Raw genomic sequence first — 15,348 nt, forward strand, 5'->3', positions numbered from 1 at the left:
AGCTGGCAGAGTTTCTGTCCGCTGCATTTTTTTAACTTTTTATTTAATAAGAACCAAAACAGTTAGGAGATGAAATGATCGACCAAAAAGTTATTGTCGCACTGGATTATGATAACCAAGCAGATGCACTTGCGTTTGTAGATAGAATTGATCCTGCGTCATGCCGACTAAAAGTTGGCAAGGAGATGTTTACGCTATTTGGTCCTGATTTTGTACGTGAACTCCATAAACGTGGTTTCTCGGTATTCCTAGATTTAAAATTTCACGATATTCCAAACACCTGTTCGAAAGCAGTTCGCGCTGCGGCTGAAATGGGTGTATGGATGGTGAACGTACACGCGAGCGGTGGTGAGCGTATGATGACGGCATCACGTGAAATTCTTGAGCCATATGGTAAAGATCGTCCACTTCTTATCGGTGTAACGGTACTAACCAGTATGGAACAAAGTGATTTAGCTGGTATTGGTTTGAATGTTGCGCCTCAGGAGCAAGTGATTCGTCTAGCAACCTTGACCAAAAACGCAGGCTTAGATGGTGTGGTATGTTCAGCGCAAGAGTCCTCATTACTGAAGAGCGAACTAGGCCAAGAATTTAAGTTAGTGACCCCTGGTATTCGACCTGCTGGCTCAGAACAAGGTGACCAACGCCGTATCATGACGCCAGTAGACGCTATCCAATCAGGTTCAGATTATCTTGTGATTGGTCGCCCTATCACTCAAGCGTCAAATCCTGCAGAAGTGCTGAAGTCGATCAATGAGAGCTTATCTAACATGTAAGCACTGTCTCGATTGTATGGAGAAAAGTGAGGCTAAGATGCCTCACTTTTTACATCGAATGAAAATACTGATCGCGGTAAACAACCATTCCTTTTAACCAGCTATGTCTGATCATTTACTCGCTTTAACTGGTATATCGGGGCCAATTGAGATAAAGGTTCTGCGGTTTATTCTGAGTAAAGTAGGGCTTGGTACTATGCCGATCACACTTTTGTAACATAACTCACTGTGATGCCTCGAAAATGCAACCATGTGTTATTGATGGCTTGCGTTACAAATGTCTAAAGAATACTATGGCGAAGATGCATTCACTGCGTTGTAAGGTCTAGGATGACCTAGTGAAACTCTTTGAAATTAATATAGAAGCTGGCAGGACGTCACTTCATATTACGTTCCTATTATTTCCTATCTGCGTATTTTAAATCGCAGCTTTCTGTGAGCTTTCACACGCTGTCTTCCTTGTTACGACCTTAGTGCGCAAACACAACAAGGAAGAAACATGACTAAAAAACTGCCATTTTCAGTACTAGCAACACTGACCGCTGCCAGTTTTCAACTGAGTGCGGCAGAATTGCCAGCTGATATCGAATGGATTTCAAACAACAACGAACCTCTATTTGCCTCTGAAGAAGCGGTACGAGGTGGCACCTATCGCACTTACATTCAGAGCTTTCCGCAAACATTACGAAGTGTTGGTCCAGATGCGAACTCAGGTTTGCGCCAATACTTAATGGATGGTTCACCAAAACTGGCTCAGCGTCATCCAAATACTGGCAAATGGATCCCTCAACTTGCTAAGTCATGGGCATTTGGAGAGGACAACAAAACCGTATTCTTTAAACTCGACGAAACGGCCGAGTGGTCAGATGGTGAAAAAATTACAGCAGATGATTACGTCTTTATGATGAAGTACTACACGTCAAAAGACATTATCGACCCGTGGTATAACGACTTCTTCACAAACAGTATTGTGAGTGTTGAAAAAATTGATGACTACACGATCAAAGTCAATCTTGCTGTAGCTCAAAGTCATGACTCACTTATGGTTATGATTAACATGCCAAGTAATGGTTTTCAGCCTCGTCCTGAACACTTCTTTGAAGGAGAAAAGGACGCAAATAACGATGGCATGCCTGATAACTTCGTCAGAAAGTTTAACTTTAAATCTGAGCCAACCGCAGCGCCTTACTACATTGATCAAGTGAAGAAAGGTAAGAGCGTAACATTCAAACATGTCGGTGAAGATTGGTGGGGATACAACAACCGCTACTATAAAAACCGTTATAACGTTGAAAAGGTTCGCATTAAGGTAATTCGCGATCCTGATATTGCCATGAAGCACTTTGAGAAAGGCAACTTAGACTACTTTGAGATGGTGCTACCAAGCTTTTGGCATGACAAAACCAATAGTGATGTGTACAAAAAAGGCTATATCCAAAAGTACTGGGGCTTTAACGAAGCACCGCAAGGAGCTGGTGGTCTTTGGATGAACACAGCGATGCCGATGTTGGATAACCTAGAAGTGCGTAAAGGTGTTATGGCAGCCACTGACTATGACGGCATGATTGAAAACATCATGCGTGGAGATTATTCACGTAAACCGCATGGACTCGGCTTTGGTCATGGCGAATACGATGATCCTAACAATACACCGCCAAAGTTTGATGCTGATGCGGCGGTTAAACACTTCGAAAAAGCGGGCTTTGACAAAGTGGGCGCAGATGGTATTCGTGTTAACGACAAGGGCCAACGCTTGAGCTTTGCCATCACCTACGGATACAACTCTTGGACACCGCGTATTGCATACCTGAAAGAGCAAGCGAAACTTGCTGGTCTTGAGTTCACGTTAAACTTGGTGGATGGCTCATCTGCGTTTAAATACATTCTTGAGAAAAAGCATCAGCTAGCGTTTTTGAATATGGGCTCTGGTGAGATCCCTGCGTATTGGGAATACCTACACTCGGATAATGCAAATCGACCACAAACGAATGCTCACACCAACTACAGCAGCCCTGAGCTAGACAAGTTAATTGAAGCGTATGACTCTGAGTTTGATCAGGAGAAGCGTTACGACTTGTCGCATCAAATCCAAAACTATGTCAGCAAAGCAAATATCATCGTTCCTGGCTACATGGTGCCTTATTCTCGAGTTGCTCATTGGCGCTGGGTTAAAATTCCTAAAAACGGCATGACAAAAGCGACAGAATGGGTGCTTCATCCAATGGATATCGGTAATTTCTGGATTGATAACCAAGTAAAAGAAGAGACAGAAGAAGCGATGGACGAGGGTAAAACCTTCCCAGAACTAACGGTAATTGATGATCGTTACAAATTGTAAATCAGTAGTTTAGATAGAAAATGATAGCCCCGATAATGAATTTTATCGGGGCTTTCTTTTTTACTTAATAAGGTAAGACACTTCTAAAAGGTAGGTTTTTGCATCACCAAGCAAAGAGAACGCTCTATCGATGGTTTTAAATCGATCATCAAGCGAGTCGCTGGATATCAGCTGGCTGAATGTTTGCAACGAAAAAGCTTCGTTTGCTTTGAAGAACTGATGTACGTTTTCAAGCTGAACTTTATGAATATGCTCCACCTTATTTAGGGCGGTGGTTAAATCGGAAATGTTAATCGACATTGCTACTCGGGAACCTTATCAATAAGACCTATATGAGGTCATAGAGTGGGGTTTTACATTTTGCGACAGAGAGTAACACCGAAGAGCAATTTATAGTCTGATGAAGATCAATTTGCCTTATTTAAGCATCTGTAACGCGACACTAGACGTGTACCTAGAGCTAGTACACGTTACAACGCTTGAATATAGGCTAGGGTTTCACCTGATCAAAAGTAAAAGCCAAGTCCGACTAAAAGCCCTTGAGAAGCTGTATCATATTCAAATACTCCCTCATTTTTGTAATCAACCCAGGTCGACTTGTAAGCTAAGTTGAGATCAGACCATTCGTTAAAACGATAACGAACACCAGTTTGAATGGCATAAGTGAAGTGAGTATCGTTGCCAAGTCCGGCGTCGATGCTGGCATGAAATCGCCAGTTTTCGCTCAATTCATCAATGAGTCGCAAGCCAACTAAAAAATCGACCCAATCTTCTTGTAATGACAGTCTATCTTCTAGTACCCGGTTATCATTACGATACAGCTTGCCGGTGATGTCATTGTCCCACCAACGTAATCCAAACATATAATCCAGTTTACCAAATGAATATTGTTCGCGTTGGAATGCCTTTGCTTCTAGAACACCTTGCCGTATTTCGATGTCCGCACGATAACGAGCGTTAGGCAGAGCGCCCTTGATATTATTAACATCACCACTTAAGTTCATGAAACTATAATCTATGTAGTAGCCCCACTTACTTTGGTAAATACTCTCGAATCGCAACATCGCCCCAATATCGAGGTGGTCTACGATGAACTTAGGATCGACATCCACCTCTGATGAAAAGCGACCAATACTGGTATCCCCGTGGATATTCAGTCCTAGCATGTACACTTCTATGCTATTTCGCCAACGAGATTCTTGTGTCTCGGCTGAGAGCGCTACTGATGTAGGTAATACAAGAATGAGTGAGGAGAGTGATAGCAGGTTACATGGTTTCATCCAATTTCCTTTTCGGCTTTTCGTCAGCTTTCAGCTTAGTAGAAGTCGCTACACTCTGCATAAAAAAGGGAAGCAACTTGCTTCCCTGTAATTAACATTGACTTAGAGTTGTTTGGCAATGTCTGAGGTTAGGCTTTCTAAGCCTATGGATAAAGCGTTGACGAGCGCTTCATAGCCCTCATCTTGAAGCGGCTGTGAGATTTGTATTGGCGCACTGTTTTCGACCTTACCTTCGGCATTAATGAGCAACCATTCTCCCTCAATTTCGATATTACCTTTGTAGCTGCCATTAAATTTATTTAACGTAAGCTGGAGTTTGGCTTCACCGCTTTGATCCAACAGATTATTCATTTCAGTCGGCCAGTAATGACTTTGCTTGTGACGTAGTTCCGCGACGACTCTCTGAGTGATTTGCTCAGAAATACTGTGCGCCCATTGATTGTGCTTCGCCTGAATAACTTGGGTCTCAGAGGTTCGATAAACAATGCTATTATCATTCAAATAACTCGCCAATGTCACTGGACGAACAACTAAAGTTGGGCGCTGAGCGATATCAGAAGAGCTCAGCGTCACTGGTTCCGCCTTAGGTAGAAGGTACATAGCTCCTTTAGTTTGCGGAGCGCTACTGCAACCCGTTAGACCGACAAATAGCGCGATAGACAGAAAGAATACTCGTTTCATTAGTTTTTGCCTTTAACTGGTATTGGGTCACTGATTTCATCTTCTCCAAACACGAGAGAGTTTGGCTTTTCGTTTAGCTGTTTAAGTACGGGTTTAAACTCTGTCATTACGCTTTCTAATTCTTTTAGCGTGGCTTCCATTTCGCTGTACATGGTTGAGTTGGGCCCATAACCATCGAGTGTTTTTTGTAATTGCTGTAAGCTTTGGCGAATATCTGTTGGGATCTCTTGCGTCTCTTTTTGATTCAAAAGTTTATCAATACTGTCCGCCACGCGTTCTGCTGAAGCTAACGTTTTTTCGGACGTTTTTAACGTTGAATTGAGAGAGTCTAGTGTTTCTTCCATTGGTAAGTTATTAATCTTATTTAGGAAGTCGTTCACTTGGCGCTGAACCTGCGCAAAACCACCACGCATGGTTGGGAAAACATCTAAATCAGCAAACTTACTCGGTACGTAAGGCTCGTCGTTTGGATAGAAGTCGGCGTCAACATACAGTGCGCCTGTTAATAAGTTACCTGTTTTTAAAGTACCACGTAGGCCTTTAGCAAACTCACTCTTCAATTTATCTTTTAACATTGGTAAAGATTGGGATTGGAAATCGCCATAAACACGGCCGAGCTCGATTCGTACCAATACAGGGATTTTTTTCGCAGAAAAGTTCTCTTCTGGGGTTGGAAGTCGCATTGGTACACGCATCACAGTACCAATTCTCAAGCCTCGATATTCGACAGGTGCCTTACGTTTAAGTCCTCGTACCGATTCATCAAAAAGCATAACGAATTCAATATAATCATCGTACATGCCTTCTCGAAGTTGTTTAATATCATCGTACAAGCGGAAGTTGACCATATTTTCAGTGAGCTGTTCACCGGATTCAAGACCTGGAACGGTATCGAAGGTAACACCACCCGTTAGCATGCTCTCTAATGAGCCAAACTTGACTTCGAACCCTTCAGCGTTGAGCTGTAAATCTACGCCAGAATTCAGCCAGAACTTGGTACGAGTGCGCACTAAGCTGTCATAAGGCTTGAAAATAAAGAGTTGGTATAACGCTTTGCGAGTGTCAACATCAAAGCTGGTTTTCTCTACACGACCAACCGTAAAGCCTTTATAAATGACGGGGTCACCAACGCCTAGCTTACCAGCCTCGCGGTGTGTTAACACAAGGCGTAACCCCTCTGCATCAGGAGAGGCGACTGGGGGAACATCTAAGACCGTAAAGCGCTCTTTCTCTATCTTAGATTTACCCGGCTGAAGTTGGATATAAGCGCCAGAGAGCAAGGTCTCTAAACCTGAAACGCCATCACGGCCAATACGAGGCTTCACAACCCAAAACATGGTGTCATCTCGCAGCATGCGTTCTGCATCCTTGTTCATTTGTGCCTTAGCGATGATGTGATCGTAATTTTCACTGAGAGTGACTTCAGTAATCAGTCCGACTTTTACATTCAATGCTCGGATTTCGGTTTTGCCAACCTCAATCCCATCTGCGGTTGGCAGTTGGAGAGTAATTTGTGGGCCTGTACTGTTGATATATTGGAACAGCATCCACGCTCCCATGGCTAGCGCAAGGATCGGGACAATCCATATCGCAGAAATCTGCTTTTGCGGTTTTATTTGAGCGGTTACGTTGTTCTCATCACTCATATTTGGCTTTCTCGTTTAAGTTGTCAGAAATCGGCTCCTGCACTTCGTTTTGTGGCAATTGCCACAACAAACGTGAGTCAAATATCATTGCAGAAAGCATAGTAAAAATGACCACTGCCGCGAAAGAGAGCGCAGCAGGACCTGGATAAATCGCCATTAAGTTTTGCAGCTGAACCAGTGCAACTAAGATCGCGACGACGAAGATATCGATCATGGACCAACGGCCAATAAACTCAGTTATGCGGTAGATCTTTAAGCGTGAAATACTCTCTTCGTGCGGAAGATATCGCGCTTTTTGCGCATTGTAATACAGCCACGCGAGTGCCAGCATTTTCGCCATTGGAATAAATACGCTAGCAAAGAAAATTACCATCGCAATAGGGTAAGAACCTAAATGCCAAAGCAATATTACCCCCTCCATGATAGTCGAACCTTCTGCATGTCCAAGACTTACGGTGTACATCATAGGGTAGAGGTTTGCAGGGATATAGAAAATGACTGAAGCAAACAAAAGCGCCCAAGCTTTTTGTAAGTTGTCTGCGGGGTTGTATTTGTGAATAGGGCTTTTACAACGAATGCAGTGTTGGTGTTTCTTAGCTTCAATAGGGTTGAGCTGGTGACACGTATGACAACCAATATGGTTGTGGTTATGGTGCGTATCACCCTCTTTTACATTAGATAGCTCGATAGCTGGAATAAAGTGCCCCCAGAGCCAGCTTTTGTCGACCATTGATATGCATTTGACTACCAGAACGGTATATACACAAAACGCCCAGAATGAAGTGCCCATTCCTATGTCTGCGAGGGAAGCGATTTTAATTAAGCTGACCAACACGCCAATCAAAAAGACATCCACCATTAACCAGGGTTCGACTCGAAACAGAAGACGGCATAAAACTTTTGCCATTCGTTGCTGCTTTCTAGAGGGGGTATGTTTACGTGCTTTTAATGCTTCAAGGTGAAGAAAGAGAATGAGACCAACATAGATTGCAGGCAAAACGATAACTGTTGCGAGTAGTAGCACACCCAAAAGCACATTTTGAAACTCAGCCAGCATTTTGGCAGCGTGCAACAAGGTGATTTCTTGCGACAACCCTTGCACGCTGAACGACATAAAAGGGAAAGAAATGCTTAGCACTAACATGATCAAACATGCCGATGATATGGCGATCACGCTTTGGTAAGGCTTGGCATTCACTTTAGTCAGCGAATGCGAACATCGAGGACATTGTGCTTTTTGCCCCTGTTCGATATCGGGAATGCGAACAACAAGGCCGCACTCTTCGCATGAAATTAACTGACGGGAATTAGGTTGAATACTCATCGGGTAGGTTTTAGATTCATTTGCTTTAAGAATACTCTTTTTTCACTAGGCACGCTTGTTTTGATTCAGGAGTTTACGAGTTTCTTACTTTTGGCATTAGAGGATATGGGAGATCTAAGACATAAACGAAGTCGCGTTTGGTACAAGATTTTACGGCGAAGATGAGTATGTTGGAAGTCGAAAATAATGTGATATTGCTTGTCTGTGGAGGGGGGTAATTACTTGTTTTTAAGGGTAAGTAACCCTGCCCAGATAATCAGAGCAGGGAAAAAGAGCATTTTATTTAAGGTACTTAGTTGTACTTTACTTGACCGTTCCGCTCTTAAAGGCATTGGAGCCGACTTGCGTACCGTTGAGCGTTTTGCCGTAATAGCCTTGGTGCTGGTGATATTTCTCCGCGTTTGCGGTGACATTGCCTTTGAATCGAGGATCTTGTGGACGCTCATGGCTGTTGACGTATGCTGCGACATCCCAAGCTTCTTGCTCTGTCAGCTGTACACTTTTACCAAGCGGCATGTTTTCGTAAATAAAATAGGCCGCTGTGTTAATCCGGTGCATACCTGCGCCCCAGTTATACGCATATTCGCCCCAAAGTGGTGGAATGTATGAATGGTCGTTGGTGTCTTTGATGCCTGAACCGTCGGCGCGATGGCAAGTTTCACAGTTCTTTTCGTAGACCAATGCGCCTCGCTCTATTGATGGTTCTTTCTCAGGGGCGGCGATTTTTGGGTAGCCACGCCCAGAGAGATTACCTCGCTTTTCAACTGGTAATGCTTGTGCGATGGCTTCAGGCAACGGAAAGTCTTTTGCTTTTCCACCAATTTGCAACGCTTTTGCGTCTAGCTCTGGGATGGGTTCATCCGTCATACCATGTTTGTCAAGCAAGCCGCCCATCGCTAACCAGTAGGCGTAAGCACTAAGGGCAACAATTTCTGTCGAATCGTAAGCGGGCGCTTTACCGTTCATGGAATACTCGAAACAACCTTGGATACGGTCAGCATAGCTGTTTACGCGATCGTTTTTCTTACGATATGCCGGGTATGCCATGTAAGCTGCCCACAGTGGCGCAGCGTTTGCTTTTCGTCCTGCCTCCATATGGCAGTTCACACAGTTTTGTTCGTTGCCAACGTATTTTCCGCGCATTTGTTGTGAGTTAACAAAGAGCGAGTAACCGCGTTTTACTTGCTCACCAAATGCGGTGTTTGGGATTGTGCTGAGATCACGCGGTTTTAAGTATTCACCGTGATTTTCTTTTTCTATCGCAGGTAGCTCTTTCTGGCGGTCCGGTAATGGATCGTTAGCTAGTACGAGCGTAGAAATGAAAGGCAGTGCGAACAAAGAATAGAAACGTTTCATGACTGCTCCTAGTAACGTAATGAGGCAAAGTAGTAAGCAAGATTTTCGATCTCTTTGTCAGTGAGATTTTTTGCGATGGTCCCCATCATATTGAGCGGGTCGCCACTGCGAGTGCCGTTTTTCCATGCCATCAATTGCGTTTTTAAGTAATCAGCATGTTGGCTTGCGAGGCGAGGGAACTTGTCGACGCCCATACCGCTGGCTCCATGACAAGTTGCGCAAGCTGGAATATTTCTATCCCAATCGCCTTGGAAAATTAATTTACGATACGGGTTACGAATATCAGCTTGGTCGCCGCGTTGTTCTGGATTCGTGAACTCGTAGCTCGGGAGGTTAGCAAAGTACTCCATAACTTCCTTACGGTCTGCGGGATCGTTGAGTTCCTTCGCCATGCCTTGCATGACCACATTTTGGCGTTCGCCACTAAGGAATAGTTCGATTTGAGTGTTGAGATAGTTCGCGTTTAAACCAGCGATCATCGGCGCGATATTTGGCTGTCCCATGCCATCTTGGCCGTGACAACCGCTACATACGCTGGCTTTTTCCGGAATAGAAGAGGCGCTTGCGCCCATAGTGGTTGCTAACAAACAGGCCACCACCACTGGAAGAATTTTTGACATGCTGACTCACTTTAATTTTTATTAATATGTCTAAGTGCTACTTGGTAGTCACTTGGACGATATTGTCGGCCTTGTCAATAATGAAAGGTATTGTGGATTTCCACATATTTAATAAGTGTAAATGGCCGTATTTGTTTTTATTGGTTGTTCTATAAGCGATAAAAACAAAGTGGTGAAGAGCTGCACAAATCGGCAGCTCTAAGTGGTAGAGACGTCTTAACGTGCGGCGTTACGCTTTGCGGATTTTGGCTGGTAATGATTGACGAGCCGCGGCTCCTACCACCCAATCTAACAACACGCCTTTCCCTTCTCGGGTTGGGTCAATTAATCCGATGTCGTTAATGTTGACGCCATCTTGGCTGCGAGTTTTTACTGGTTGCTGTTTATCGCCGATCCAGTGCGAGCGTTGTCCTAGCTCGGTATGACCAAACCCATGTTCAAATCCGAGTGTGCCAGGGCGAATCCCGCTGACTATCATCGCAAGTGCTTTGGTGCTTGCAGATGGTGTCTCGATAACAAACTCATCACCCGTTTTAATGCCTGCGCGCTCGGCATCGATTGGATGGATGTACACTGGGTTTACGCCTTTAATCGAGTTCAACCTTGGCGATAGATTGGATACCGCACTGTGAATGTTGGATTTAAAGTTCGTCAGGCTGAAAGGCCATTCTGAGCTTGGGAACTGGTCTTCCATTGGTGTGCCATCGGCCAGTTTTTGTGGATGCCATGTTGGGCAACCCGTGTAGAAATCACCGGTCATGGTGTTTCTTGCGCTGCCGACACGTTCATTCCATATCGCGACAGGTCGTGTCCATTTGTGCTTCATTTGCTCACCTTGATACGCTTCGGTTGCATTTTCAAAGCGTCCGCCGCGAGCAAAAATAAACGCCACTCGTTTCATCTCATCCGCTGTTAGCGTTCTTTGCATCGCTGGCATTAAACGCTCTAAGCCTGACCATGCAATGTCTTCTGCCGAAACTTCAGGCACGCCGCCTTTCACATAAGCCAAGTTTGCCGCAGCTCGCAAATAGAAATCTTCGGCGTGATGGAGAGCGTGCCAGTTGCCTTGTGCATCTTGAATTGCATTGTCACCAAAACCGCCCAGCTGCATTTTCTTAGCAACATCAATCAGGAAGTTCTCTAAACAAATCGAGCGACCGTCGGCGGTTTTCTCTGTTCTCGCTTCCACTATCGGCCAACGAGCGGTGACGGTTTTCACCGGAACGTCGTGCCAAGGCGTTGCCATGCCCCAGCTTTCGTAAGTAACGGTGTCCGGCACAATGTAATCCGACAACGCGGTGGTTTCGTTAATGAATGCATCAACAGACACAATCAAACCGATCTGCTTTGGATCTTTAAGCTTGTCTTCCAGCAGTGTTTTCAAACCGGGTACACCATACATCGGGTTCGCCATGTGGTTGATCCACGCTTTAACGCGATATGGATAACCATCAATAGCCGCAGATAGGTGTTCTGTCAGCAGTGGCGCGGCAAACGGATACCAAGGGGCGCGAGTTGGATAAGGGGATTTTCCTGCCTCAACGCGACGTTTGTATTCGCTGGTTTTGTGGTATGGGAATTTACTGCGCGACAAAAAGACGCCTTTCGGGCCGACTTTGTCAGCAAATTTGGTGAAGTCGTAACGAGGACCCGCAGCGGAAGTTGGGTAGCCACCCGCTTTCGCCATCGCGCCGCCTTTCATGTTGATATTACCAATCAACGCATTGAGCATCATGATGGTAAACGAGTTATAGAACCCATTGGTGTGCATGTTGCCACCGTGGGTATCGACCACCGCTTTTGTTCCGTGACTGGTAAAGCGCTTTGCTAGTTCAACAATTTGTTCGACAGGGATTTCACATTGTTGGCTGTAGAACGCAAGACTGTATTTGAACGCCTCTTCTTTGAGCCTTTGTAGAGACGATTTTACGCGCACTTCGCCTGATGCAAGCGAAACCGTTTTATCGACAAACAGTGCCGCCTCTCCTGTCTGGGTATGCACACCAAATTCGCCGCTTTGATCATCCACGATGACGTACGGGTCGGAATCAGACAACGCTTCGCCCTCGAATGGCAGATTCATATCCGATGCGCGTAAAAACGTGCCGTTTCTCGGGTGCTGCTCATCGCTTATCACTAGATGTGTAGCATTACACCAGTGCGCGGTGCCTGCTCGTTTCATCGCGTTTGCCCCCGGCTGCGCCAAGAAGGTTTTGTTGTAGCGTTGGTTTTCGATGATCCATTGGATCATGCCAAGCACGAGGGCAGAGTCGGTGCCCGGTTTGATTGGTATCCAGCGGTTATTGTCACCTGCTGCCAAGCTCGATGAACCCGCCGGCAAACTTGGTGTGATGATGGTGTATTCCAAGCTGCCTTCTGTTCGCGCATTGGCGAGTTGGCGCGCCTGACGCTTAAAAGGGTTACCCGCTTGAGCTGGCGACATACCGATGAAGATGATGTATTCCGCATTATCAAAGTCTGGCTTTAAGTGTGCGTTCTTATCTAAATCGTTCATAAATGCGCCGCTGCCAGCACGAAATGCATAGCCGCAGTAAGAGCCATGATGCCCAAAGTTACGCGTACCATAGCTGTTGAACGCGAAGCGTTTGAATATGTCGTCTCGGCCTTCGTTACCTGCGTTGGTCATTAACAATTGGTTGGCTTTCGGTCCATATTCTGGGTTTTCAGGATCAACGGGCGTTGTTAAATCGCGAATATCGCGTAAGCCATCAACATGGCCTTCACCAAATAAATCACCACCTTCAACGACTTCTTTTATCAATTGCTCGTAGCTGATCGGAATCCATTTTCCTTCGCCGCGTTTGCCAACTCGTTTCAGCGGCTGAGTAATGCGGTACGGGCTGTTGCGAATTTCTAGCATCCCGTTTCCTCTTGCACAGGCGGTCGAACGGCCGTCAAGGCCCGCTTCTCCTGCCAAACTTAAATAAGCATCTTTGACTGGCGTTTCGAACGGCATGTGTTGCTGATGAGAGAGTGGGTGATATGGGTTGCCAGTAATGCGCAAAATCTCGTCGCTGCGGTTATCAATGCGTACACGCAATCCGCACAGTGACCAACAACCAAAACACATCGATGGCGCAACGCGCTGATTTGGATTAGGGATTAGGTTGCCTTTGCTGTTGACCGTGTACTCTGGTTCAAGCGAGTTACCGTGGTGAATATCACGCGTTTTTTCTCCCGCAGTGCCTTCGAGCGCACCCTCGACCATGTGTTTGGTGGTGGTGGCGTAACCCGCAGCGAATGCGCCAAGCCCACCCACTGCAATGCCTGATTTCAAAAACTGACGGCGTTTGTTATCCATGATGAAATCCTCTTTGATTAGCGTTCAGTTAAGGTGAGTGATGAGGCTTTTACTTCGATCTTTTGTTTTGGCTGAACCAGCTCCGAACCGAGCAGTGCCAGTGCAAGCCATAATCCGAGCATGCCGATAATGCCTATCCAGCCATTTCCATCCATAGTGAGTTGGTATGGATACAGCCCTGCATCGAACTTGGCGATGATTTGCACTTCCATGATGGTAAACCAGCGAATCAGCCATGCACTTGCCAGTGCGGCAGCAGACACAAAACTGAGCCCTATGACGTGACGAAATCTGGCTGATGCGGACTTTTGGGTATCGCGCAAGAAGATGAAAGCGAGCAAAACACAACCTAAAACGACAAAAGTGAGCAGGGCAATGTTGTGCATCCACTGTTCGCTAGAATAGAGCGAAAATGCGGAATTGTTGGATGCCCAAATCGGTAGCAGTATCAGCGTTAATACACCGCTGGTAACCACTGATTTTTTAAGTAAATTAGTATCGCCAGATGTCAGTGTCTTTGACTGACTAGGCAGCAAGAGCCAAATCAACAGAGAAAATCCGACCGCGCTCATAAATGCAGTGACAAACCAAAGAACCGGCGACGCGGGTTGGTGCCATAAAGAGCGCGATTTAACGACTGCAATTTCAGCGCCTGTGTAGACTGCAATGGTGATGCCTGATAGCACCGTGATAACAGATACCATAAGCATGACTCTACGAGAGAGCACCCAGTCACCCAGTGACAGCTTTGAAATTAGAGGCAGTACTTTCCCTGGCTGATTACGTAAGTTGATCAGATCCTCGCGGAGATACAGCCATGCAGTCACTACCGCTAAACCTGAGAAAACAGGCAGGAACAGCGAGCCTAGAGACATCCATGACCACGGCGTGATGTGCACGTAAAAATGCCAAGCTCGTCCCGGCTGGTGAAGGTCGCCAGTTAACGCCAACGGGCCTACGATAGCGCCGATGGCCATCGTTAGCACCAGCGCGGCGCGTAACCGATGACTGGTGTGTTGCTCAAATAATAGGGCGATTAGGAACAAAATAGCGGCAGCGTAAGCAGAACCGATGTAAAAGAAGTACTGCACCGCCCACGGGAGCCAAGCCATTGCTTGAGGTTGGACTAACACTTCGGTGATGTTCATGCGCGCTTTCCTTGTGGGTCGTAAATAGCTGGCTGCCCGTCGATGTGGCTGGTGAAGCGTTCATCCATGCCGATGTAAAACACATGCGGCTTGGTCTCTTCATTGGGCTTTAGCACTTTGATATCGTCTTGGTGCTTCGCAATTAAGCGGCGAACTTCACTTGATGGATCATTCAAATCACCAATTACACGTGCTCCGCCAACACAGGTTTCCACGCAGGCAGGTAATAGGCCTTGTTCTAGACGGTGAGCACAGAAGGTACATTTATCTGCGGTGAGGGTGTCTTCATTGATAAAACGAGCATCGTAAGGGCAAGCTTGTACGCAGTACGCGCAGGCGACGCAGCGGCTGTTATCCACCATGACAATGCCATCTTCGCGCTGAAAGGTTGCTTGAACCGGACACACTGCCACGCAAGGTGGGTTGTCGCAGTGGTTACAAAGGCGCGGTAGCATAAAGGCTTTTGCTTCTCGCGTGGCTGTAGAGCCATCATCTAACGTAACTTCGTATTGCTTTACGGTGGTTCGGAATTGACCAATTGGCGCTTGGTTCTCGATGCTGCAGCCCACAGTGCAAGCCTGGCATCCGACACATTTACGCAAATCTATCACCATGGCATAACGCTTGCCGACTTGCCCTTTTCGGTCAGCGGACTGGTTATTTCGAATAATGTTTCCCGCAGTTGCCGTGCCAATGCCTGCGACTGGAATTAACGCGGCTCCGGCTGTGACCGCGCTGAGAAAGCGACGTTTGGTGGAATCCATAACTCACCTGCTTTTTTTGTTGTATTTGAATTGACTGATTCCATTGTGAGAAATGCACTGCGAGGCTTATATTGTGGATTTCCACATACTCAG

The 15,348-nt window shown here is 46.0% G+C and carries 12 protein-coding genes; 2 read left to right on the forward strand and 10 right to left on the reverse strand.

Annotated features, from left to right (window positions below):
- Nucleotides 1-74 precede the first annotated feature (74 nt).
- Together pyrF and R7M72_RS03605 are read left to right on the forward strand one after the other, a co-directional pair.
- The gene (gene pyrF, locus R7M72_RS03600; protein WP_005376667.1) at nt 75-776 is read left to right on the forward strand and encodes an orotidine-5'-phosphate decarboxylase; all 702 of its coding nucleotides are present in this window, start codon (nt 75-77) and stop codon (nt 774-776) included.
- 499 nt (nt 777-1,275) lie between these two features.
- Nucleotides 1,276-3,114: an extracellular solute-binding protein gene (locus tag R7M72_RS03605; protein WP_017633867.1), complete on the forward strand. Its 1,839-nt coding sequence runs from the start codon at nt 1,276-1,278 to the stop codon at nt 3,112-3,114.
- Between the two features lie 60 nt (nt 3,115-3,174).
- Here the strand turns inward: R7M72_RS03605 and R7M72_RS03610 are convergent, their stop codons facing one another.
- The 10 genes from R7M72_RS03610 to dsrO all read right to left on the reverse strand — a co-directional run bounded on the left by R7M72_RS03610 (nt 3,175) and on the right by dsrO (nt 15,255).
- The gene (locus R7M72_RS03610; RefSeq protein ID WP_033905728.1) at nt 3,175-3,414 is read right to left on the reverse strand and encodes a hypothetical protein; all 240 of its coding nucleotides are present in this window, start codon (nt 3,412-3,414) and stop codon (nt 3,175-3,177) included.
- Between the two features lie 206 nt (nt 3,415-3,620).
- A complete protein-coding gene (locus tag R7M72_RS03615; protein WP_005385811.1) occupies nt 3,621-4,394 on the reverse strand; it encodes a hypothetical protein in 774 nt (257 codons plus the stop codon).
- 102 nt (nt 4,395-4,496) lie between these two features.
- The gene (locus R7M72_RS03620) at nt 4,497-5,075 is read right to left on the reverse strand and encodes a membrane integrity-associated transporter subunit PqiC (protein WP_053306607.1); all 579 of its coding nucleotides are present in this window, start codon (nt 5,073-5,075) and stop codon (nt 4,497-4,499) included.
- A complete protein-coding gene (gene pqiB / locus R7M72_RS03625) occupies nt 5,075-6,721 on the reverse strand; it encodes an intermembrane transport protein PqiB (protein ID WP_017821656.1) in 1,647 nt (548 codons plus the stop codon). The genes R7M72_RS03620 and pqiB overlap by 1 nt, the downstream gene beginning before the upstream one ends.
- Nucleotides 6,714-8,045, reverse strand: a complete 1,332-nt coding sequence (locus R7M72_RS03630) for a paraquat-inducible protein A (protein WP_017821655.1) — start codon at nt 8,043-8,045, stop codon at nt 6,714-6,716. Before R7M72_RS03630 ends, pqiB begins: the two co-directional genes overlap by 8 nt.
- Before the next feature lie 303 nt (nt 8,046-8,348).
- Complete coding sequence (locus tag R7M72_RS03635) at nt 8,349-9,401, reverse strand: c-type cytochrome (protein ID WP_017633872.1); 1,053 nt, start codon at nt 9,399-9,401, stop codon at nt 8,349-8,351.
- Between the two features lie 8 nt (nt 9,402-9,409).
- Nucleotides 9,410-9,973, reverse strand: a complete 564-nt coding sequence (locus R7M72_RS03640) for a c-type cytochrome (protein WP_373920870.1) — start codon at nt 9,971-9,973, stop codon at nt 9,410-9,412.
- Between the two features lie 277 nt (nt 9,974-10,250).
- Nucleotides 10,251-13,343 carry a tetrathionate reductase subunit A gene (locus R7M72_RS03645; RefSeq protein ID WP_262584523.1) on the reverse strand — a complete coding sequence of 1,031 codons (3,093 nt, stop codon included), beginning with the start codon at nt 13,341-13,343 and terminating at the stop codon, nt 10,251-10,253.
- A 17-nt stretch (nt 13,344-13,360) separates the two neighbouring features.
- A complete protein-coding gene (gene nrfD, locus R7M72_RS03650) occupies nt 13,361-14,491 on the reverse strand; it encodes an NrfD/PsrC family molybdoenzyme membrane anchor subunit (RefSeq protein WP_042523072.1) in 1,131 nt (376 codons plus the stop codon).
- Nucleotides 14,488-15,255 carry a sulfate reduction electron transfer complex DsrMKJOP subunit DsrO gene (dsrO, locus tag R7M72_RS03655; RefSeq protein WP_017633876.1) on the reverse strand — a complete coding sequence of 256 codons (768 nt, stop codon included), beginning with the start codon at nt 15,253-15,255 and terminating at the stop codon, nt 14,488-14,490. The genes nrfD and dsrO overlap by 4 nt, the downstream gene beginning before the upstream one ends.
- Nucleotides 15,256-15,348: the final 93 nt, after the last annotated feature.

It is taken from the genome of Vibrio sp. YT-18 (assembly GCF_033337345.1).
GTDB classification, from domain to species: Bacteria; Pseudomonadota; Gammaproteobacteria; order Enterobacterales; family Vibrionaceae; genus Vibrio; species Vibrio alginolyticus.

What these genes read in the sequence shown, in the direction of transcription:
- pyrF (WP_005376667.1), top strand. Translation starts at nt 75, where the DNA reads ATGATCGACCAAAAAGTTATTGTCGCACTGGATTATGATAACCAAGCA.
- pqiB (WP_017821656.1), bottom strand. Translation starts at nt 6,721, where the DNA reads ATGAGTGATGAGAACAACGTAACCGCTCAAATAAAACCGCAAAAGCAG.
- dsrO (WP_017633876.1), bottom strand. Translation starts at nt 15,255, where the DNA reads ATGGATTCCACCAAACGTCGCTTTCTCAGCGCGGTCACAGCCGGAGCC.
- R7M72_RS03620 (WP_053306607.1), bottom strand. Translation starts at nt 5,075, where the DNA reads ATGAAACGAGTATTCTTTCTGTCTATCGCGCTATTTGTCGGTCTAACG.
- R7M72_RS03615 (WP_005385811.1), bottom strand. Translation starts at nt 4,394, where the DNA reads ATGAAACCATGTAACCTGCTATCACTCTCCTCACTCATTCTTGTATTA.
- R7M72_RS03630 (WP_017821655.1), bottom strand. Translation starts at nt 8,045, where the DNA reads ATGAGTATTCAACCTAATTCCCGTCAGTTAATTTCATGCGAAGAGTGC.
- R7M72_RS03605 (WP_017633867.1), top strand. Translation starts at nt 1,276, where the DNA reads ATGACTAAAAAACTGCCATTTTCAGTACTAGCAACACTGACCGCTGCC.
- R7M72_RS03640 (WP_373920870.1), bottom strand. Translation starts at nt 9,973, where the DNA reads ATGGGCGCAAGCGCCTCTTCTATTCCGGAAAAAGCCAGCGTATGTAGC.
- R7M72_RS03645 (WP_262584523.1), bottom strand. Translation starts at nt 13,343, where the DNA reads ATGGATAACAAACGCCGTCAGTTTTTGAAATCAGGCATTGCAGTGGGT.
- R7M72_RS03635 (WP_017633872.1), bottom strand. Translation starts at nt 9,401, where the DNA reads ATGAAACGTTTCTATTCTTTGTTCGCACTGCCTTTCATTTCTACGCTC.
- nrfD (WP_042523072.1), bottom strand. Translation starts at nt 14,491, where the DNA reads ATGAACATCACCGAAGTGTTAGTCCAACCTCAAGCAATGGCTTGGCTC.
- R7M72_RS03610 (WP_033905728.1), bottom strand. Translation starts at nt 3,414, where the DNA reads ATGTCGATTAACATTTCCGATTTAACCACCGCCCTAAATAAGGTGGAG.